Here is a 21,284-nt window from a genome sequence, read left to right on the forward strand (position 1 = left end):
CGGGAGGATTCGCAGCATGATGGGACAATTGTCGAGTGGACAGGAGCGGCTGTTTTACTCGTTCAACATTGAAGATCACATCCCATCAAATCACCTCCTGCGCAATATTGATCGATGCCTCGATCTGAGCGATCTACGCCACTACCTCGCCGACTTTTACAGCCCGATAGGGCGTCCCTCGATTGATCCTGAACTGATGATTCGCCTGCTGATCGTGGGCTACTGCTACGGTATTCGCTCCGAGCGCAGGTTGTGCGAAGAGGCTCATTTGAACCAGGCATATCGCTGGTTTTGCCGCTTGAGCCTCGAAGACGAAGTCCCAAATCACTCTACGTTTTCCAAGAATAGGCACGGTCGTTTCCGCGATAGCTCTCTGTTTCGCAGGCTGTTCAACGAGGTGCTGCGTCGCTGCATGGACGCAGGTCTGGTCAAGGGTGAAGGCTTTGCCGTGGACGCCAGCGTCATCAAGGCGGATGCCAGTCGGCAGCGCGGCGTACCAGGCGATGAAGAGGTCAACTGGAGTGACCCGTTGCTCAGCACTCGTGCCGTACGTGAGTACCTTGAAGCGCTTGATGCAGAGGCCCTTGCAGAAACACTGCCCAAGCGCCTATCGCTGACCGATCCACTATCTCGTTGGACAGCCGCTCCAGGAGGCCCGGCGTTCTTCGCGTACTCGACGAACTACCTGATTGATGTCGAGCACGGTGTGATCATGGATGTGGAGCCAACACCGGCTCATCGAACAGCTGAGGTTGAAAGCACCAAGATCATGATTGAGCGGGTCGAGGAACAGTTCGATATCAAGCCGGATCGCCTCATCGGCGATACCGCTTATGGAATCGCACCGATGTTGGCCTGGATGGTGGACGAAAAAGATATCGAGCCACATGTGCCGGTTTGGGATAAAACCGAGCGCAAGAACGGCAGCCTCTCAAGTAGCGATTTTCAATGGAATGAAGAAACGCAGGAGTATCGCTGCCCCACCGGACACGCCCTGCGCAGCGAGTGGCGAGCCTTCAAGAACCAGCGCTCACATGTCACGAAAGCCGACACCACCATCTTTCGATCACGACAAACCGACTGCGCGAAATGCTCGATGAAAGAGCGCTGCTGCCCGAACACTCCGGTTCGGAAAATTGCCCGTAGCATCCATGAAGCCGCGCGTGATGTTGCTCGGCGGATCGCCGCGACGCCTCAATACGTTTGTTCTCGCCATGAGCGCAAGAAAGTCGAAATGTTGTTCGCTCACCTCAAGCGAATCCTGAGACTGGATCGATTGCGGCTACGCGGCATGAGCGGTGCGAACGATGAATTTACATTGGCAGCAGCGGTACAGAATCTGCGGAGACTGGCCAAACTGACCTCTCAAGGGCCGCCAACCACGGGATAGGTGCGCCCGGAGTAAGTAAAAAACCTCAAATTAACCCACTAACGAAGCTGCAACGATCAACGCAGAACCGAAAAGCCACTCAACGTGGTGAATAGGTTCTGAAGTGACGGCCAACCTCGACTTCTTCCAGCCTGAAATTCCGACTTTTTCAACAGAATCGGCCGAATACAGCCAGTCGCGGTGAATAAAGTCCAAGCAAGCGCTTGAACTTTTTTTTCGATAAATTCTGAGGCGTTATAACCTTTTTGTCAGTTACCTGCCGCGTGAACTGGATTAATCATTAGCGATTAACCTCTTGGCAGCGTCTCTTCCAGGAGTGAAGGACAAATACAAATTCAATAAGAATCGAGAGGCATTAGGCATTGGACACAAGCCGTTATGGTTGGCGGCTGACCAATGAACCTAAAGCGTTTGCAATGGCACAGATGAGGGGCTAGTCTGATAACTGACAACTTGGAGGTAAGAAATGAAAGAGCTAAACATGATGTGCGTGGGAGATACAATCTCATTCAATAACTTCTTGTCTATTTTTTCCGCAGCTGGTACTAATACAAATATATCCTTGACTATGCCCCAGGCGCTCCCTCAGCTTGAGCTCCAGAACTTGTTGATGTCAGCCGGTTCCAAAAAGCTTTCCCTTCAAATTTCTGGTCTAAGCGCGAACACGGCTCAGCTAATCGCATTGCTAAGTGCTGCGGTTGCAGCCCTGCCACCAAGGCTGACATTAGTTCCATTAACAGCCTGCCTATTTCTACGCTTCCACAAGTTGCCGCCTTGTTGGCTGGCAAGGAAAGGTCTATTTCAATAGACTGCGCTACAGCCAGCTCCGCTAGTGCGGTTGCTATAATTAATATGTTTACGGATCCTAGCACGTCACGCACAGTTGTTGGACTTAATGCATTGACGGCCGGAGGAGTGAACGACGTAATAGCGGCTATCGGCAGTAAACCATATACCATTACTCTTGACGGAAAATTATCTACCCCAGCAGCGATTATCGATTGTGTGACTAAACTCACGGCTAGCAATTTCGAATTATCGATTACTAACGGGGGTTCTTTGTCAGTTTCAGCCCTTTCTCAAGTTTTGAGCACAGTAGGTAGCAGGAAAGCATCACTGGCACTTGACGTACTAGATCTTAACCCCACTGGCATCCTTGCAGCGCTTGGCGTCGCTGGGGTAAACACTGACGTCTCGATAGCTTCGGCCCATACGTTCACTACCGCCGAACTTACACAGGTTAGACAACTTACAACCGGAAAAAGGCTATCGCTAGAGTTTAATGGCCGACAACTGGGAGTCGATCCTGTCAACGGAGACAAGCTTCAGCAGGCAGTAGCAGCATCCGATATGCAAACCACAATCACTGTCAATACAGCCCAGTACCCTCCGCTCAGTTACTTGCTACCTATAATTCAGAACTCAAGCAATACTAATCTGGTTGTCTCATATAATGGCGGCCAGCTCTCTGATACAGAAGCGAATGGTAACGTTGTGGTGCGTGGAATTGAGGTCGCCGCTGCGACCACCACAATCACCGTTACATCTGTCGGGGATGGTAGCTACTCTATTGATAATTATCTCAAGATTCTAAGTGCGGCGGGATGATGCTCGCAGCTTTTCAAGAAGGTCTGTATGTTAGTCAAGCCATTAGCAGCAATTTTTCTGATATGTTCTATCTTAAATGAAGCGAGTGCGACTACTCGCTGCGGAACGAGGCTGGTTAATCCTGGTGACACGCTTGAAAATGTTCTACAGACGTGTGGCCAGCCTGTCGCACAGGATAGTGATGGGCCTGTTATGCGAAATAATGGAGTGCCACGAAAAGGGGCGCAGAAAACAGATGTTTTAGTTTACGGTCCGAACGGTGGGGCCTATCAGTATATGCTTTTTATCAACGACAAGTTGATACGAGTAGATACTCGACGCAACGAGCCCTCCGGCAATCTATTGAAATGGGATTAGACTGCTAGCTGTTAGGAGCCTATCACTCTAGTTTTTATTAGATGGTAGGCCTTATCATTTTACACTGCACTTTTCCTCTCAAGTATTCTTTCCCATCAAACAGCCATGGACATATCTTCTTAAGTTTCGGATCTGAGCGTGAAGGTGTCCCGAGACACAGGTATTAGTTTTTGCGGTTTCTTAAGCATTAGCGCCTCAGCCTGCCCTGGCCCATCTAGGAATATGTCATATGGAGTAAAGTGGCAGTCTGCTCTCCCACCTCCTTTTCCCTCCCAATGCGGGGAACATGCCGATTGCTTCCATGGATATTCCTAGAGTGGTGGCTGCTTCGGGTCCAGGCTGTGTGAAAACGCCAGTGATTGTCTAACCTTTTGATCGTCGAGATCTGATCGGGGTCGATCATGAAGCGATTCATTGAGGGCGAGACTCGGACGCAGGTGACGCTGCTGCCGGAGTGTCTCGACGATTACGTCACCGAGACCAATCCGGTGCGCGTAGTCGACGTTTTTGTCAACGAACTCACCTGGGCAGGTTTGGATTTAAAGGCGACATACCGGCAGACACTGGCCGACCTGCTTATCATCCTGCAATTCTGCTGAAGATCTACATCTACGGTTATCTCAACCGCATTCAGTCGAGCCAGCGGCTGGAACGAGAAGCCCAACGGCAGTCAGCAATCGCTGACCGCAATTTCACCAGCGCCAAATTGAAGCGAGAATGGAAGAAGTTGAATCGAGCATCAACCGTTACCTGACGACACTCGATGCTGCCGACCGGCAAGACCCGACACCCTCTGAGTCCAAGGCTGTACAGCTTTTACAGTCCGCTGGACGTCACCCGTTGCGCCAAGCTAGTGCGGTTGATTGCAAGTTCGTCGCTTACATCAGGGCCGCGATAGACCATGGAAGTTTCATGGTGCACATAATCGCCATAGCGCTGCGCACTCAGCCAATTGAACGAGCCGATACACAGCAATTCCTCATCGGCCATAACGATCTTGCTGTGCACCTTGTTGACCACGCACACCTGAACATCCCGCGTTTTCAGCGCGGCAATCGCGTCTTTGAATTCCGCAATTCTCTCGGGATCGCCCTCAGGCTTGGCGCGTTTGATACCCGTGTTGAATCGCAGGTCGGTATACACCACCACTTGGACGCCGCGCTGCACCGTATTGCCCATGATGTCCATCGCGCCGCTTTCCTGCATCCATCGCAATTTCACCCAGGGCGTTACGATCTGAACCTGCTGGCGAGCCGTTTCCAGCGTGTGCATCAGAAACCGATCATGCTCTTCAACTTCATGCAGGTGGCTCAATCCGGTATGCGCCGTTTGTAAATCATCCCGGGGTTGATAATCGAAAATCAGCTCGTTCGCCGAATCCGCCAACAGAAACTGGGTCAAACGCCCACGCGGCTTGCTTTTCGGCACTTGGCTGAACAGGTCCATGTCGCCAAACACCAGAAAACTGTCCTTGGCCCGAGAAACGGCAACGTTCAGCATGCTGTCCTTGCGGTCGATAAATTCGCCATCGGCATGTTTGGAATAGACCGCCGAGAAGATCACCACCGGCCGCTCGGCGCCTTGGAATGAGTGAACCGTGCCGACAGTCATCTCGCCATCGCCTTTACCGGTCTTGATGCCCCGTGCTGTGCAGGCCTGAACGATCGCCTGCGTCTGTGCGCCGAACGGCGTGATCACACCGAGGATTTCCCACAGATCCTTCTTGTAGCGCTTTGTCAGCTCGGCTCCATTTGCTTGAATCCACGCAGTGATCGTCTGCGCTTCCAAGAGGTTATGACGGCTACCGCCATTGCTCTGCTGGCACATTCCATCAATATGCAGGTAGCCCAGCCCCGGCAAGCCACCTTCCGGTTTTCGCCCTCGTCGCGGTTGCAGCTTGCCCCTGTAGCAAAGGGCATTGCAGTAATCGATTATCGAGTCGTAGCAGCGACGGTGCTCATACAGATACATGCCTCGGGCGAGGTCATGATCGTAGTGATACCGACTGGTCGCCTGGGCGATGGCCATGACGCTGCCATTGGCCGCGCTACGGCCGCTATCGCAGAAGGCGGCATAGTCGTCATCGACCTTGTCGCGCGATAGCAGACCGGCGCTTATCAGGTTGCCGATATCGACCGCAGCCGGAATCGACCAGATGGGTTCGATCTGCTGAGTGTCGCCTATCACCAACGCGTGCTTGGCGAGCGCGAACGACGGCGCGGCGACTTCAGGAAGAACTTGGCCGGCTTCGTCGACGATCAGAAGATCAATGAAGTTCAACGCATAGTCATCGACGAAGCCGTTACCGTCGTGCCGCCTGCAGCGCAGTTCCTTGGGCAGCCTGAAGAAGGTGGCCACCACACAGGGCGTGAGCTTCATCCACCGCCGCCAGTTTTTCTCAAGGGTCTTGCGACCATTTTTGCCGCGGCTCATGAGAATTTCTGGCAGGCTTTCGGCGACTTCCATCAGCCAACGGCCTTCCCAATAATGGGTAGTCAGCAGGAAGATTTCGAAACGCAGGGAAGTGTCCGCCCAGCTGTCGCAGTCGTTGAGAGTCACCTGGGCAGCAGGCCTGTCGGTAGGAATCGGCAGAACGGCAATCACTGCTTGCCAATTCAATACCTGACGTTGCTCGGCTTGCAGCAATTGTCGGGCCTGCTGCAGTTGGGCTTCGAGTACTTCCTGGGCCTTGCTGGCTTGAGCCACGGCGGCCGTCAACCGGGTTTCGATTTCGCAAACACTGGCGGCGTTTTGCAGTTCGGTGTTGGCCTCATCGAGGTGTAATTTCGCCAAGCGCAGACGTTTGCCAGCGACCGGGCCAAACCAGCCGAACAGCGTGTAGATCAGCGGCTCGTGTGCCAGATAGTGTTTGAAATCCTTCAGACGTGCTTTCGCGTTCGCAAGCTGTTCGGCCTGATTGAGGTGCTGCGCGTCAATACGCGCGATGCCTGCCTGTGGATCATCGCTCAGCAGTGCCTGGATGGCTTCGCGGGCGCCGACCAGTTTGGCCCAGGCCTGCTCAATATCAGTGAGTTGCTGCTGTCGCGAGCGGATCGCGGCCTGGAGCTGCTTGACCGCACCTTGGACGCTCGGGCTCAGATCATCGGGGAAGGCGATGACGGCTCGGGCCAGGTAGGCCTGTTGCGCCTTGTCCAGATAGGCCTGCGACTCAAGCTCGGTGAAAAAGCTTTTGGTCTGGTAGGTGCGGGCCATTTCTGCTTCGGCCGAAGACTTGGGAAAGTAAGCGCCGAAGCTTTTGATATCGGGCAGCCAGCGCCCCGCAAAGGGGCCGCTCCCTTCTGAGAAGTCCTTGCCGAACGCTTTGATGATGTTGGTCACGGCTTGGTTGTTGGTGGAACTGGCCACGATCACTGGCGGCTCGCCACCGGCCACTGCGGCCTTGGCCCAGAGCGAGGCGACGACCGAAAGCAGCAAGGTGGTTTTACCAGTACCCGGCGGCCCGTTGACGGCCAGCACATCCCCCGCATCAGCGACGAGGAGATGAGCCAAGCCATCACGTTGGGCGGGCGCCAAGGCATATTCGTTCCCGGCATGGCCAAGTCGCGCGGCAAACTGGCTATTGGCGGGCAAGCAAACTTCGTCAGGGCTAGAATCGCGCTGAGCGAAGCGGTCGAACAGGGGTGCGTCGGGCTTGCTGTCGCGCAAGTGGTCGTAGAGGCAGACGATATTGCGGCTGAAGCCGTCAGCTTTGTCTTCCTTGAACAAATAGCAGAAGTTGACCAGGTCGAAGCCATCCTCTGCCCCCTCCCAGCCGCTGGTGACCTTGCGGAACATTTTCATGCAGAACTGCAGATAGGCATTCCACTTGTCGCGGTGCTGGTCTGCGGTCAGTTCTTCACCCTCGGCGGATGGATCGAACTGCGGCACGTCTTCGGCGGACAAAAACGCGTCCAAATCGACTTGGGCACCGATGGCGAAATTGTCGCGGTCCAGCGGTTCGAGAATGTCGCGGGGCATCAGGGTTTGCGATGTCGGATAAAGACGACCATCGTGGGCGACTAACACTCGACATATAACCGGGGTGATGAACGCTGGCAGACCGTTGCGGGCTTTGCGGTGCTCCAGGCGTGACTTGTAAACCAAGGGCCGCAGGGTGATTTCTGCGCAGGGTAATTCGGCGGGTTCGTTGGCGAATAACAGGCTCACCTGCTCTGCCGGCACACACCCTGCGAATAAGGCCTCAATGGGTAAAGCGGTGAGTTTTTCGGCTTGGCTGGAGGACAAGGCGCCGTTGCCATTTTCGGCATCGGCCAAGGAATTGCGCCAGTAGTTCGCGAGTTTGAAGGAATAGTCGTTCATCGTCCTGATTCAATGCGGACCGTGACTCACTGTGACGGTCGATGGATGGTGATTGGGCCGAGGGTAGCGTGTTGGGTGGGGAATGGCCAATCAGGACATGCTGCGGAACGGGATACTCCAAGGCTCTAGCATCGGTGTCAGTGGGTTGTATTGATAAACAATCTCCCCGAGAATCGAAAACTTACTGAATAGCCCCTGGTTTCATAGACAGCTTGGAAGGCTGCTTGGGGGCTGCGGAGCTTCGGTTTCAAGCTCTACGGTTCCGATTTACCAAGCCCTGGGTTTTCGCGTATGTGGAATCCAGGTTGTTCAGGTTGCAATGCGCTGGGGCATTCCAAGGCCTCGGGGAATCATGCCGATGGTCAACGTGGAAGCTTTCGAGTCAGTGCAGATCGCAAGTGTCGCAACCAACAGAGTCGTCAAGCAAAAAGACGGGGACATACTTAATAAAGATCGAGAAAAACGCATTAGCGAGATAATGAATTTTCTTGGAAGCCAGCTACCCATTCAGCATATGACTATCAGTGATTAATCAATCAACCCATGCAGGTCAATCGAGCGGGTTAGTGTTTACGCCTTAAGCGACCACCCAGCGCCCCCCTCTTTGTTTCGCAAAGAGGGGGTATGTGACCTGAACGCCGGCAAAAAGTGCGAGCAGGTGAATTATTCAGTGTCTCCTCAGGGGCATAGTTTGAGTGCTACGCCCCATATAATTGATTGACTGCGCATTGTATTGGGGTGGAGGTTTTTATGAATTACATACCATTGGAGAAGTCCGGCTGATACATATCGATATCGTTACGCACTGTTTGCAACGTTTTATCGTAGCAACACAGCATATGCAAAGCCCAATCGGCACGCGCCCGAAGGCGAATGTCATTTTCGTCTTGAGGTTCTCCATTGTTCAGCATACTTTCAACTTGCCTGACGATCAGTTGTTCCGGGAGGTAGGTGATCCGGCAATTTTTATAACTGGACCCACGTAACTCAGCGATAGGATAGGCGCCCCCTAATCCGGCCGAAACCCCCACCAATAGCGCTGGCTTATGTCCCAATTCGGCGAGACCGGCGTAAAGGAAGAAATTTTTTAAGGCTGGGCAAGCCATGCCGTTCCACTCCGGACTGATGACGACCAGCGCTGTTGCTTTTTTAAGAATTGACTGCTGTTTGCTCCAGACGTTATCAGTGTCTTTCTCCGGCCAGGGTGGTAGCCGGCTTGATGCTAAGTCTATTAAGTTTATTGACTCGCAAAGTTCGAGTCTTTCTAATCGGTCGCGCAGATAGTTGGCGACCTTGACCGATTGACTGTCTGATCTATTCGATCCAGACAGCAGAACGATATGACTACTCATCGTGCCACCTTCTGCTCAGCAGTCACAGTCGGTGCCACGCAGCGGGATCGAACAACTGGCCAGAATAATTCCTCTTTCCAACTGATCGGCGACAAGTGCTCGATACCATAAGCCGGTGGACGACGGCGCGTAATCTTTGCCGTCCCGAACAGTACATCCCAAAGAAACAACATATTGCCAAAATTACCTTTGTAATGCGTGACGCCATCCTCAGCCGTCAAACCGTGATGTGCAGAATGAGTGGATGGCGTAGAGAAGGTGCGCTCCATTATCCAGACAAGAGGCCGCAAAGCAGGAATGCGGTAAAGTTTATCGTCCCAGGCGACACTGCTGTGCGCCGCAAAAATCACGGTCATTTTCAAGATCAAATAAACGTAATAAACCGGTGCGAGACCAAGATAAATTAGCATACCGGACAGCCAGATGCCCGGCATCAGTAGATAGTAAAAACTGTTATTACGATAGACGATGCGAATACTCATGTAAGGTGCTGAGTGGTGAGCGCGATGCAGGGCATATAGCGCGGGGACGCGGTGAGTCAGGCGGTGCCACCAATACTGGGTCATGTCATCCAGCAGCACAAACAACACAAATCCGGCAATCCACGGGATCCCGGCCAACGCGTCTTTCATATTTGGCAAAAGCTGATTTAAGATCAAACCGCTTAGCCACATCACCAAAGGGAACGTGATGGCTACCATTATGCTAGACCCGATGACCTCAATCAGCACGTCACGTTTGCTGCTTGACGATTGGCGAAACGATTCGCAGGCAAGCTCTATTAACACGAAGGCAAGGAAAATTCCGGCGACGATAAAGGTTGGGTTGCTGGCGAGCATTGTTGTATTCATGGCACTCTCGATTTAGGCCCTTGCGGGCAATGCCAAATAATTAGAAACCAGGAGTACGGCGCCTCCAATGCGTGAAACGGACAGAATTGAGCTAGAACCGGCCAATCGCTCGAACCAGCGTTTTCATCGCGGCAGGCTCGGCCAGGTGTTGGAGCGTTTTCTCGACAGCCACGCCCAGCATAAAGGTGCAGATTACAGCTTGGTGGAGCTGGATCAGCTATGGCGTGAGGCGGCGCGTATTGACCCCGCCATTGGCATGAAGCTGTTCACACTGTTCACACCTCAGGACTGGCACGTACTGGCTTATCTGTGCCTGTACAGTCCAGACGTTGCCTCTTCAATGCAGTACTGGGCTCGTTACGCACCGCTGGCATCGGACACAGACAGTGTCAGGTTAGTGAATGACGAAAACGGCTTCGGGTTAGAGCTGGGCATCGACGCACCGGGTGAACTGAGGCGCTATCTCACCGAGCACTACGGCGCCATGTATATAACCCTACTGCAACGCGGAACTGGCCAGGAAGTTTGTCCCGTGCTGGCAAAATTCACCCATTCGCGTCCGTCGTATTACAAGCAATACGCGCAATCGTTCGGAGAGCGTATTGAGTTTGACTGCCCGGCTAACTGTTTTTACTTTGATTCGCGTAGCCTGGGTCTTCCGATGCTGACTCGGCATAACGGTATGCTGGAACTGCTGACTCAGGAACTGGACCGGCGAATTGCAGTGTATCGAAATTTCAGCGGCTGGGCCGCCAAGGTGGCGGCTGGGGCGCGACGGGCAATGTCGCGAGGTGAACCCCCGACTCTGGAAAACCTGGCAGAGACCCTTCACCAGACACCGCGCACATTACGTAGACGCTTGGAAGAGCAAGGCACGACGTTCCGGCAGTTGCTTGATCAGGTTCGCGCAGAACTGGAATTGCATCTTGAATTGCAGGGAGAATCTCGAGCAGAGATTGCTGACCAGTTGGGCTATAACGATTTGACGGCCTATCTCCACGCCCGTAATAGATGGCGCGTAAAAGTGTAAAGGGGCGATTGAATAGCCGCGGGGTGTTTACCGCCCCTACCCGTTCGTCAAACGCCGAACGTCAGCCCCTTGGCAATTACAAGAAAATCAAAAAAACCTTATTCGGTTAAAACCACAAAAATTTGAAATATTCAATTACGGCGGTTGCAGGAGCTGAGTGCAACACGGTTATTGAATTGAAGACGGTGCAGCATGATACATACCCATCACCTCAGTAATCACTTCAATCGGGTATTTGAAGCCAAATCGCTTACGAGGGCGAATATTCATTTGATAAGAGATGGCGTCCAAGCCGATTCAAATCGTCGCGTTTGGAGCTAGCCAGACCGCAGGGAAAATTGTCAGTCGGGACCAAGCATACTCATCGCAACTGGAGCGGCGATTGAGAACAGAAGGTTTTAATGTAAATGTCGTAAATCAGGGTTCAAGTGGCGACACAACAGAAGATGAGCGCAATAGGCTGGAACGCGCAATTCCGATCGGCACAGACATTGTCCTCTTCCAACCGGGAACCAACGACTGCGGCCGCACTGTTCCAGGCATGAGGGTCGGTGACGTGCTTCCCATCCTCTTCCATGCTGCGGGTCTTGAGCTCGTGGACAGGACCACTGACTCGCCTTGATACTCGGAGGCGTTGATCAGGCGATCAAGCCACTCTTCGAGATGAAAACCACTGACGAACGCCACATCAGCCTTTTTCAAGGCCTGAGCGTCAGCCGGGGTCGGCTCGTAAACATGAGGATCACCATTGGGCCCGGCTACTGGATTTGACGCCAGTGGCAGGTTTCACCAAGCTACGGCCCTCGAATCGTCCATCTGGAACACATTTCGTGATTAACCACCGTTTTCACTGGCGCAGGCTTTTACTCTGCGCGGCTCCCCTCATCGCCCTGCTGGCGGGTTGCGATGGCGGCGCCCAAAAGACAGAACCACCTGCGGCAGCCACCTATGTCATCGGCAACTGGGACGATCTGCCCGCCGTCAGCGATAGCGACCTGCAGGCTGGTTTCAACGCCTGGTATTCAGCGTGCGCACGACTGGCCAGTGATCCCGTCTGGAAAGGCCCGTGCAGCGCAGCCACTCAGGTGCCACCCACCACCACCGCGATTCGCGATTTTCTCAAGACACAGCTGCAGGTGTACGCCCTGCGTTCGGCCGACCGCAGCAAGCACGGACTGATCACCGGGTATTACGAGCCTATCTATCGGGGCAGCCTCGAACGTACCGAGGAAACTGCAGTGCCGGTCCACGGCGTTCCCGACGATCTGGTGGTGGTGGCGCTGGACAGCCTTTACCCCGAACTCAAAGGCAAACGCCTGCGCGGTCGCCTCGAAGGCCGAACACTCAAGCCCTATGACGATGCAGCCACCATTGCACGCCAAGGTGTGAACGCCCCTGTGCTAGCGTGGCTGAGCGACCCAATGGACCTGCAGTTCCTGCAGATCCAGGGGTCTGGCCGCATCCAACTGGATAACGGTCAGCAATTGCGCATTGGTTACGCCGACCAGAACGGCCATCCCTACAAGCCGGTGGGCCGCTGGCTGGTCGAGCAGGGTCAACTCAAAAAAGAAGACGTGACCATGGGCCGGATCCACGACTGGGCCCGTGCCAACCCGGATCGGGTTCCGGAGTTACTGGCGAGCAACCCTAGCTACGTATTCTTCAGCCGACGACCTGACAGCAATGAAGGCCCGCGCGGTTCATTGAACGTGCCGCTGACGGCGGGTTACAGCGTGGCGATCGACCGCAAGGTCATCCCCTTGGGCAGCCTGCTCTGGCTCTCCACCACACGCCCTGATGGCAGCGCGGTGGTACGGCCCGTCGCCGCTCAGGACACGGGGGGCGCCATCGCTGGCGAAGTCCGCGCCGATCTGTTCTGGGGCACCGGCACCGAGGCCGGTGAGTTGGCAGGCAACATGAAACAGCAGGGCGAGATCTGGCTGCTGTGGCCAAAAGGGGTTGCGTTGCCTAACGCGCAATAACGGCCGGACCTGAGGCACTAATCAGCCCTGTTATCGCGTAAGCGCCTGGTGCCCTGAAACAGGGACACCCATTAGCCGGTCTCAACTCAAGGCTAATGGGTGTCCCTTTTTTATCAACGCTTTCTCGACGGAAACTAGTGCTTGCTGACCGCTGCTGCCAGTAGCGGAGCAGCCTGTTCATCGGTCAGTGCCGGGTGAATCTCCATACTCATGAGGTCACTCCACTCAAGCACCCATTTCTGCATCAGCGCAAGATCACTGGTTTCTGCGACGCCAACGCCCGTCATGCGACCTATGGCATGCCAGCGTCCCAGCATGGTCACGCCTGCGGGTGGAACGGCTCCTGTTTTGAGAAAACGCTCAATCGCGCTATTACGACGTTCGGGACTGATTGACCAACTGACAATGAATAGCATCTGCCACCTCCTGATAGGGATTGGCACCTGTTCTTCTCTTCACGCACCTGGCTGGCGCCGCGACCACGGCCACGCGTCTGTTCCCGGGCCACACCCTGGCAGGCCTGAAACGACTGCTCCCATGGGAAGGAATAGCAGCCTCCCGAGCCTTGCGTATGACCGCTGATCCTCTTTCCTTGAATCTACCTCACCCAGCGCAAGCGCCAGATCTGCCGAGGCAGCGACGAAGAGCAACTGCGTATTGCTTAGAGGCGGATGACACTTATTGATCGCGACCACCGCCGAACAGGTTTCAGTCACTCAAGCCTGACGGTACGATTCTGCGGGTGGAATCTTACGCCAACGACAAGCTCCGCGAGAACATGAGCCCCGTGGAACGGCGGTACTACGTCGCCTCAACCTTTATCTGCACACCGAACTCGCAGTATCAGGAGGTCGGTCACGCTCCAGTTCATCGATGGCAGGGGAATGCCTGCTTAGCTGACCCGTGAACGGCTAACCCAGCTGATCAACCATCACCGCGTTGGTATAGATTAAGCTGCCATCACTCGCCCGATGCCCGACCAAATGGAACTGACCGCGTTGGTCACTCAAATAGACGCGCAATTGGCAATCGGAGAGAGGGCCGTATCCCTCCGGGAGGATCAAGTCGATCGAGCTCATATCGACATCGACCATGACTTCAGGCTCGTGGGTCTTCTGTAAGTGTTCTTCGGCTTGCTCTAGAAGCAAATGGACGGGTCCACTGACGTAAAAATGGATCTCCCCCACAGGGGTGGACTTTTGCTCGCCGCTGATTTTGCACCAGCCTTCGATCGTCAGGGCATTCATGACTAAACCTCCTGATGTGAACCATTGGAAACTGTATGGACTCATTGAGTATTACGACAACATGCGGACGCTCAAGGTTTCAAAAAAACCTCAGGAAGAACCGCAGTGAGGGGGTCATGTTCGTACTCCTATGCCGGAAACCGCGCATCGTGATTGATTCGCGGCGTCGGATGCGGGCATGTACTTGCACCGGTCAGCGAAACCCTGAAACAGGGCTTCGCATCACTCATTAATAGCCCAGTGAAAGTCCCGAGCCCTGCCGCGGATCATTCGCGCCATAGAAACGGTTCTTGCCGACGGGTTTTCCGCCGAGCGAAGGCGCTCCGACTAAAATCGCCGCAACATGGTTGAACGGCTGTGGACCGGTGAACTGCTGCCCCCAACCTTCGAGAATTTTCTGGGTATCAGGGCTGACAGCGAACGCTTCAAGATTGGTCTCTTCCGGCAACCACTGCTGATGGAATCGTGGGGCATCGACCGCTTCCTGAATGTTCATGCCGTAGTCGATCACATTGAGCATTGTCAGCAATGTCGCCGTGATAATGCGGCTACCACCTGGGGTGCCGACGACCATCACGGTTTTTCCGTCCTTGGTGACGATCGTCGGACTCATTGAAGACAGGGGTGTTTTCCCTGGAGCGATAGCATTCGCCTCACCTTGTACAAGACCATACATATTGGGAACGCCCACCTTGGAGGTGAAGTCGTCCATCTCGTCGTTGAGGATGACCCCGGTCTTGCTGGCCATGACCCCCGCACCAAACCAATCGTTCAGTGTGTACGTCACCGAGACTGCGTTGCCCCACTTGTCTACGATCGAATAGTGCGTGGTGTTGTTGCCCTCGTGAGGAGCCACCCCCGGCTTGATATCGCGAGAAATACCGGCTTTTTGCGGATTGATAGAAGCACGGAGCTTCGCCGCATAATTTTTATCCAGCAGGTGAGTCAGCGGATTTTTGACAAAGTCGGGATCGCCCAGATAGCTGTTGCGGTCGACATAGGCGTGCCGCATGGCCTCAATCTGGTAGTGCAGCCCCTGAGCCGAATGGAAACCAAGGCTTTGCATTGGGTAGCCATCAAGGATATTCATGATCTCGCAAATAACGACACCGCCCGAACTCGGCGGCGGAGCCGAGACGACGTGATACCCACGGTAGTCGCACTCGATAGGCGCTAGTTCGCGGGTCTGATACTTATCAAGGTCGGCCTGGGTGATGATGCCCTTGCCCGCCTGGCTTGAAGCCACGATGGACTCGGCAACCCAGCCCTTGTAGAAGCCGTCGGTACCCTTGGCGGCAATTTCCCGTAGCGTCTTGGCCAAATCCTTTTGCACCAATTTCTGGCCAACCTGCATCGGCTCGCCTTTGCTCAGGAAGATCGAACCTGAGTCGTGCATATCTTTCTTGAACTCGTCGGTGGCGGTTTCAAGCAGGTCGACATCACCCTGCTCAAGCACGAAGCCGTCCTCGGCGTACTTGATTGCCGGCGCGATGACCGTGGCACGCTTCATCGTGCCGTATTTCTTTAACGCCAGCTCCATGCCTGACACGGTGCCCGGGATGCCGACTGCCAGGTATCCCTTTGTGCTCAGGTTCGGGATGACGTTGCCATCCTTATCGAGGTACATGTTCGCAGTGGCCGCCATGGATGCCTTCTCGCGAAAATCGAGGAAGGTCTTGCGGCCATCGGCCAACTGGATGGTCATGAAACCGCCGCCGCCAAGGTTGCCTGCCGCAGGATAGACCACCGCCAGCGCATAACCGACCGCCACCGCCGCATCGACCGCGTTGCCGCCGTCCTTGAGGACATCGACACCGACGTGGCTGGCCAGATGCTGGGCCGTGACTACCATGCCGTTCTCTGCGGCAACAGGGGCTTGCGAAGCCGCGTGTACACCGATGGAACCAATAACGAATGCCGTCGCAATGAGCGATCTGGCAAAGGGTTGGAACTTCATGGGCCAATTCTCTTGTTTTAAGGTAAGGGAAGGCTGCGTGGGCAGTTGCCAAAGTCCCGACTCTACAGCTCTCATCCAGTGCCAATGCCAAGAGACCTTGCAGCGCCACGTTCGATCAAATGGCAAGATGCCAACAGCCAAGAGACTGTAGGTCAGTTTTGACTCTCCCGCCCCGCTTTCCACAACGGCACAGGCAAGAGGAACCACACAAGTGTCTTGCTCGGCAGCCTCCAGCCTCCAGAAACGAATCACGTTCACCGTCCAAAGCGCGCTATCCGGACGTGTAGAACCCCTGAATATCGAGCTGACCTTCAACACGTTCAGCGATTTCAGCGATTTCAGCCCGGAGAAAATCCTGAGCCAGGTCCCTGAGTTGCAGGATCTTTCCAGTGACCAGGTCCATGCCCAGATCAATCTGATTCTTCACAGTAAACCGCTGCAAGCCCTTGAAGCATCATGGCGCGGACTGCACCAACGGATCATGAATACAGAGTCGGGGCCTTTGCTGACGTTGCGCCTGCTTGACGTGACCAAGGAAGAGCTGCGCCTTGACCTGGAAAGCGCCGTCGATTTCGACCAAAGCCTGTTGTTCCCGCGGGTGCCCAAGCATCGAGATAGCTCCTTGGGTGGCGGTCCGTTCGGTGTTTTGACGACCTGGACCGGCCACGCGAGTTATCAACGATATTCGAGAGCATCGAGTGCATGGACTGGCTGGCGTTCCGTGACAGCGAGAATTCGCGCTACGTCGCCATGGTGGTGCCGCGCTATCTGGCCCGCTCGCCTTACGATGCGCAGAACTGTCCGGTGCCGGAGATGCCGACCTTCACTGAAGACGTGCATTTGAACGACGTCAGTCAAGCCGATGATCCAAAAGCAGACCCCTGCACAGACCTGGACAAGTTTCTCTGGGGAAATGCCGCCTGGCTCCTGGCCCAGCGCATCACTGAAGCGTTCGCCCAGCACCACGAGTGCGCCGCCATTCAGGGCATTGAGAGAGGAGGGTGAGCGGTCTGCCGGTTTATGCCTTCAACACCCGCCTTGGCTCGCTGCTGCCTCACATCCTGGGGACCTCCCGCTTTGCCCACTACATTGAAGCGATCTGACCGTTTCGATCAGGGTGGAGGTTGAACTACCTGGATAAACGTCCACCCTCTCGCCCTTTCAATCATCCAGCGCCTTGGGTGGCACGCCGGGTTTACCGGGTTTACCCGGCTTATCAGGCTTGCCCGTCTTGCCCGTACGAGTTGACGTGGCCTCGGGCGCAGGTGGCGGTGGCGGTGGCGGTGGCGGTGGCGGTGCCGAGGTCTCTTTTTCTTGCGCGGGCAGCTGGTCGATAGTGCTGAAAATCTCCTTTGGATCGATGGGGCCGGAGTGTTCGATCTTCTTCTCGCCGTCCTTGCCCACCAGAATGACCTTGGCCTGGGCGCTGGCGCCCAGCTTCAGTTCGCGGATCAGCGCCATGGTAGTTTGCGCGTCCAGGTCCTTGCCGTTGCGCTGGCCGATGGTGTTGACCACGGTGTAGAGCACCATGTTGCGTTCGGCGAAGGCCGCGCGGTTGGCAGGCTCTTCCAGGGCTTTTTTCAGGTTAACCAGCGTTGGGTCCACGGCACTGGGGGCGATGATGATCAACGGACGGGATCGTCCGCGATCCTGAGTCAAGGGGGCATCGCTGTCGGCAGCCAGCACCGGACCGACGCTAGCGAATAGCATGGCAAGGATCAGTGACCGGATGAGCATACGCATCTCCTTTTTCGATACCACGCATCGTTCGTTGAGAATTGCATCCGTGCGGCCTCAAGCTCAAGGCGCATCCGGCTGCACTGACCTGAAGCTTAGGCCAGAGTGCCCATCACGCAACCACGCCCTGAAGATGCTTTGGTTTCAATGTCGCTCACGGCAGCACAAAGTCAACGATGCTCGGTAGCCCGCCATTGGGCAACCGTAGATTTTCCAGAGCCGGACGCTCCAGCGATGGCCAACCTGGCTTACACCCAGCCCATTGAGAATCCCTTCGTGAGTATACGGAGCTGATCCAACCCGGGTAGGTGGTTAAATGGGTCATCAGAGGCCCGCTGCCAGCGGTCACTCTGATGACAATCAGCATCAGGACTAAAGCCTATATCCGGAAACTGCCCACCAACTGTTTAAGGCGACCCGCCTGTTGCTCCAGATCAGAGCAGGCGCGCAACGTTGTCTGAAGGTTTTCCACCCCCTCCTGATTGAGCGTGTTGATCTCGGTGATATCCATGTTGATCGCCTCGACAACGGCGGTCTGTTCTTCGGTAGCGGTAGCGACCGACTGGTTCATACCGTCGATTTCGCCGATGCGTTGGTTCACGCTGCTCAAACGCTCCCCCGCAAGGTTGGCAACGACGACGCTGTCCTGACTATGGCGCTGGCTTTCAGCCATCGTGCTGACCGATTCACGGGCACCGACTTGCAGCTCGTCGATCATTTTCTGCACCTGTTGGGCCGATTCCTGAGTGCGATGAGCCAGGTTGCGGACCTCGTCAGCCACCACCGCAAATCCACGTCCGGCTTCCCCTGCCCGCGCGGCTTCAATGGCCGCATTGAGCGCCAGCAGGTTGGTTTGTTGAGAAATGCTGGTGATCACTTCGAGAATCTGCCCGATGTTCACGGTTTTGCTGTTGAGCGACTCGATATTACTGCTGGAGGCGCTGAGCATCTCGGACAACTGATTCATCGACTGAATGCTTTTATCGACCACTTGCTGACCTTCCCCGGCCAACTGCCGCGCATCGCTGGCCTGGCGGGAAGCTTGCGCCGCATTGCGCGCGATCTCCTGCGCCGCCGCGCCCAATTCGTTGATCGCAGCTGCGACGCTGTGGGTACGATTGGCTTGTTCGTCCGAGTTGAGCATTGATGAGTTGGAGGCGCAGACCACGCGCGTTGCCACCTCGTTGAGGTGTTCAGTGGCGGAGGACACTTCGCGGATAGAGCCGTGAATTCGCTCGACGAAACGGTTAAATGCGGTACCCAGAATGCCAAACTCATCCTGAGTCTGGATGGTCAGGCGCTTGGTCAGGTCACCCTCACCATCGGCGATGTCCTGCAGGGTGCGGGTCATGACATACAGGGGCTGCATCAGAAAACGGATCAGCATGCCAAGCAACGCAATGATGATGACGACCGCGATGATGGTCGCGACAATCGCAGAGGCCCGGAACTCGCTCAACATTGCGTAGGCTTTATCCTTATCCACGGACAGGCCGATGTACCAGCTAACCGAGGACAGGCCTTTGATAGGACTGAAGGTGACGATACGGGTTTTACCGTCGACCTGGACTTCACTGATATTGCCGCTGATCGGTGGCGTGTCTTTCGGGTAAATGTCTTTGAGGGTTTTCATCACAAAGGCTTTGTCTGGATGAACCAGAACTTTGCCGTCGGAGCTGACCAGAAAGGCATAACCCATGCCGTCGAAGTCCAGCGCGTTAATACTGTCGGCAATGGTTTTCAGACTCAAATCACCACCCACTACTCCAAGGTTTTGACCGGCCTTTTGCACGGCATCAACAATGGAAATCACCAACTCGCCAGTTGCCAGATCAATATAGGGTTCAGTCAGTGCCGAAACGTTGCTGCCTTGCGCACCTTTATACCAAGGCCGTATGCGTGGGTCGTAGCCGTCCGGCATCTTGCTGTCTGGCCGTATAGTAAAACTGCCATCCGAACCGCCGAGGTAAACGCTCATAAAGCTGGAAGTGAGGGCTTTCTGGTTGAGCACATTGCCCACGTTCGTTGCGTCGGGATTAAGCGCAACAGATTGCGAGAGGTTTTCAATGAGCAGGGTCCGCCCGTTCAGCCAGGTCTGAATGTTGCCTGCAGTGGCGCTACCCATTTCTTGCAGGTAGTTCTTCAGATCGGTGCGAATCGCATTGCGCTGCAAGTAATCGTTGTACAGGGTAAAGAGTGCGAAGGTTGTAATCACGATCAGCGAAGCGGCCAGCAGAATTTTATGGCTGAAGCGCAAATTGTTATTCATGGCGTCTAGTGTCCGCTCGGGTCTTCATGACCAAGGGCTCCCTTTCTCCGAAAGAGCGCGAAATGGCCATTATTTTTTGGAGGGCAAACCGGTTATTCCTCCGTTCCCTTGAGGAGCATCCGCGTTCTTCAGTCTTTTCTGGGCTATCGCTTCTGTATCGACAGCAACGAACTAAAGATTAACCAGAAATGTAAAAAATAATGCACAGCCATCGCGCGTGCTGACACTTGGCTTTTTTCAGACGAAAACGCACACAAACAACGTGCAGAAACAGGTTGCAAAGGGTGCTGGAGGGATAGCTGGAGGGGATGAAAAAGATTGGGTAAGGTACTGGGAGGACCAGCTTTGCCCACGTAGCGCTTTTGGGCAATGAGCTGAAAATCTAGCGAACCGCATGATGATCGCGGCACCGGAGCAGCGACAATGCCAGCTGCGTGCCTTGATTAATCAGAAGCGTGCAAGCCAGCGCTTAACGGCCTGAAACTTGCACCTTGAAGGAAGTGGCTCCACGACCTGGACTCGAACCAGGGACCCAATGATTAACAGTCATTTGCTCTACCAACTGAGCTATCGCGGAATGTGGTCTATGTTACTGATTGAAAAGGGCAAGTCAAGCCTTCGGTAAAAATTTCCTTGCCCTGTCTGGCCAAAATCAGATGACCCCACAGGCCATGCGACCACCGCCACCACCCAGCGGTTTTGGCGTGTCGGCATGGTTGTCGCCCCCGGCATGGACCATCAACGCATGGCCATCAATGTCGGAAATCTTTTTGATCCGCGGCGCGAGCACCGGATAGGTCGCGGTGCCATCGGTATTTACGTAGATCGCAGGCAGATCACCCAAGTGACCTTTACCGTATGGCCCAAGGTGTTTGTTGGTGCCCTGCGGATCGAAATGACCTCCGGCCGCCTCTGCCGCAGACTTTTTACCGTCTTTCAATGCGGCCTCACAGCTGCTGTTCTGATGCACATGAAAACCATGTACCCCAACAGGCAAGGATTTCAGGTTGGGCGTGAACAGTACCCCATATTCTGTTTCGCTAAGCGTAACCGAGCCAATGGCCTGAGGCAGACCGTCAGCGCTCACCAGATTCATCGAGACTTCTTTCGACGCGGCTTGGGCAACGCCGCACGACATTGCCCCCATCAATACCAACCAGCCATACAACTTCATGGTGCCTCCA

At 54.9% G+C, this 21,284-nt stretch carries 14 protein-coding genes, 1 tRNA gene and 7 pseudogenes; 9 read left to right on the top strand and 13 right to left on the bottom strand.

Annotation, left to right across the window (positions count from 1 at the left end):
* The first annotated feature begins 16 nt into the window (after positions 1-16).
* From RHM55_RS03950 to RHM55_RS03960, 4 genes and pseudogenes are all read left to right on the top strand, one after another.
* Positions 17-1,390: an IS1182 family transposase gene (locus tag RHM55_RS03950; RefSeq protein WP_322179610.1), complete on the top strand. Its 1,374-nt coding sequence runs from the start codon at positions 17-19 to the stop codon at positions 1,388-1,390.
* A 915-nt stretch (positions 1,391-2,305) separates the two neighbouring features.
* Complete coding sequence (locus RHM55_RS03955) at positions 2,306-2,998, top strand: hypothetical protein (RefSeq protein WP_322179611.1); 693 nt, start codon at positions 2,306-2,308, stop codon at positions 2,996-2,998.
* 27 nt (positions 2,999-3,025) lie between these two features.
* A complete protein-coding gene (locus RHM55_RS25795; RefSeq protein WP_369124884.1) occupies positions 3,026-3,355 on the top strand; it encodes a DUF2845 domain-containing protein in 330 nt (109 codons plus the stop codon).
* 401 nt (positions 3,356-3,756) lie between these two features.
* Positions 3,757-4,171: pseudogene (locus tag RHM55_RS03960) on the top strand (transposase); the annotation flags it as partial.
* Here the strand turns inward: RHM55_RS03960 and RHM55_RS03965 are convergent.
* The 3 genes from RHM55_RS03965 to RHM55_RS03975 all read right to left on the bottom strand — a co-directional run bounded on the left by RHM55_RS03965 (position 4,172) and on the right by RHM55_RS03975 (position 9,878).
* On the bottom strand, positions 4,172-7,675 hold the full coding sequence (locus RHM55_RS03965; protein ID WP_322179612.1) for an AAA domain-containing protein: 3,504 nt from the start codon (positions 7,673-7,675) through the stop codon (positions 4,172-4,174). It abuts the pseudogene before it with no gap.
* Between the two features lie 755 nt (positions 7,676-8,430).
* The gene (locus tag RHM55_RS03970) at positions 8,431-9,027 is read right to left on the bottom strand and encodes an NADPH-dependent FMN reductase (RefSeq protein ID WP_322179613.1); all 597 of its coding nucleotides are present in this window, start codon (positions 9,025-9,027) and stop codon (positions 8,431-8,433) included.
* A complete protein-coding gene (locus RHM55_RS03975; RefSeq protein WP_322179614.1) occupies positions 9,024-9,878 on the bottom strand; it encodes a sterol desaturase family protein in 855 nt (284 codons plus the stop codon). Before RHM55_RS03975 ends, RHM55_RS03970 begins: the two co-directional genes overlap by 4 nt.
* Before the next feature lie 67 nt (positions 9,879-9,945).
* Between RHM55_RS03975 and RHM55_RS03980 the strand changes: the two genes are divergently transcribed.
* Positions 9,946-10,908, top strand: coding sequence for an AraC family transcriptional regulator ligand-binding domain-containing protein (locus RHM55_RS03980; RefSeq protein ID WP_322179615.1), 963 nt, complete (start codon positions 9,946-9,948; stop codon positions 10,906-10,908).
* Between the two features lie 168 nt (positions 10,909-11,076).
* Here RHM55_RS03980 and RHM55_RS03985 read toward each other — a convergent pair.
* Positions 11,077-11,199 (bottom strand): annotated as a pseudogene (locus tag RHM55_RS03985) (IS30 family transposase); the annotation flags it as partial.
* Here RHM55_RS03985 and RHM55_RS25800 point away from each other — a divergent pair.
* Positions 11,189-11,392: pseudogene (locus RHM55_RS25800) on the top strand (SGNH/GDSL hydrolase family protein); the annotation flags it as partial. The pseudogenes RHM55_RS03985 and RHM55_RS25800 sit on opposite strands and share 11 nt — an antisense overlap.
* Positions 11,393-11,431: 39 nt before the next feature.
* Here the strand turns inward: RHM55_RS25800 and RHM55_RS03990 are convergent.
* Positions 11,432-11,664, bottom strand: a pseudogene (locus RHM55_RS03990) (metal ABC transporter solute-binding protein, Zn/Mn family); the annotation flags it as partial.
* Positions 11,665-11,741: 77 nt separating this feature from the next.
* Between RHM55_RS03990 and RHM55_RS03995 the strand changes: the two are divergent.
* Positions 11,742-12,890 (top strand): murein transglycosylase A, encoded by a 1,149-nt coding sequence (locus RHM55_RS03995; protein WP_322182728.1) that lies wholly within the window; start codon positions 11,742-11,744, stop codon positions 12,888-12,890.
* 134 nt (positions 12,891-13,024) lie between these two features.
* On the opposite strand, the gene RHM55_RS04000 is transcribed toward RHM55_RS03995, so the two are convergent.
* Positions 13,025-13,306, bottom strand: coding sequence for a DUF3303 domain-containing protein (locus RHM55_RS04000; protein WP_322179616.1), 282 nt, complete (start codon positions 13,304-13,306; stop codon positions 13,025-13,027).
* Between the two features lie 290 nt (positions 13,307-13,596).
* Here RHM55_RS04000 and RHM55_RS04005 point away from each other — a divergent pair.
* A pseudogene (locus RHM55_RS04005) lies at positions 13,597-13,746 on the top strand (SAM-dependent methyltransferase); the annotation flags it as partial.
* A 55-nt stretch (positions 13,747-13,801) separates the two neighbouring features.
* On the opposite strand, the gene RHM55_RS04010 reads toward RHM55_RS04005, so the two are convergent.
* Positions 13,802-14,137 (bottom strand): hypothetical protein, encoded by a 336-nt coding sequence (locus tag RHM55_RS04010; RefSeq protein ID WP_322179617.1) that lies wholly within the window; start codon positions 14,135-14,137, stop codon positions 13,802-13,804.
* A gap of 229 nt (positions 14,138-14,366) precedes the next feature.
* A complete protein-coding gene (gene ggt, locus RHM55_RS04015; RefSeq protein ID WP_322179618.1) occupies positions 14,367-16,094 on the bottom strand; it encodes a gamma-glutamyltransferase in 1,728 nt (575 codons plus the stop codon).
* Positions 16,095-16,305: 211 nt separating this feature from the next.
* On the opposite strand from ggt, the pseudogene RHM55_RS04025 reads away from it, so the two are divergent.
* A pseudogene (locus tag RHM55_RS04025) lies at positions 16,306-17,099 on the top strand (type VI secretion system contractile sheath domain-containing protein).
* Between the two features lie 156 nt (positions 17,100-17,255).
* Here the strand turns inward: RHM55_RS04025 and RHM55_RS04030 are convergent.
* The 5 genes and pseudogenes from RHM55_RS04030 to sodC form a co-directional block, all read right to left on the bottom strand.
* On the bottom strand, positions 17,256-17,831 hold the full coding sequence (locus RHM55_RS04030) for a DUF4174 domain-containing protein (protein WP_322179619.1): 576 nt from the start codon (positions 17,829-17,831) through the stop codon (positions 17,256-17,258).
* Between the two features lie 379 nt (positions 17,832-18,210).
* Positions 18,211-18,975, bottom strand: coding sequence for a methyl-accepting chemotaxis protein (locus RHM55_RS25805; RefSeq protein ID WP_407074629.1), 765 nt, complete (start codon positions 18,973-18,975; stop codon positions 18,211-18,213).
* Positions 18,976-19,116: 141 nt separating this feature from the next.
* Positions 19,117-20,100 (bottom strand): annotated as a pseudogene (locus RHM55_RS25810) (cache domain-containing protein); the annotation flags it as partial.
* Between the two features lie 501 nt (positions 20,101-20,601).
* A tRNA-Asn gene (locus RHM55_RS04040) sits at positions 20,602-20,677 on the bottom strand.
* 75 nt (positions 20,678-20,752) lie between these two features.
* Entirely contained in the window at positions 20,753-21,274 is a 522-nt protein-coding gene (gene sodC, locus RHM55_RS04045) for a superoxide dismutase [Cu-Zn] SodC (protein ID WP_322179621.1), read from the bottom strand.
* Positions 21,275-21,284 lie beyond the last annotated feature (10 nt).

This window comes from Pseudomonas sp. MH9.2 (assembly GCF_034353875.1).
Lineage (GTDB): Bacteria > Pseudomonadota > Gammaproteobacteria > Pseudomonadales > Pseudomonadaceae > Aquipseudomonas.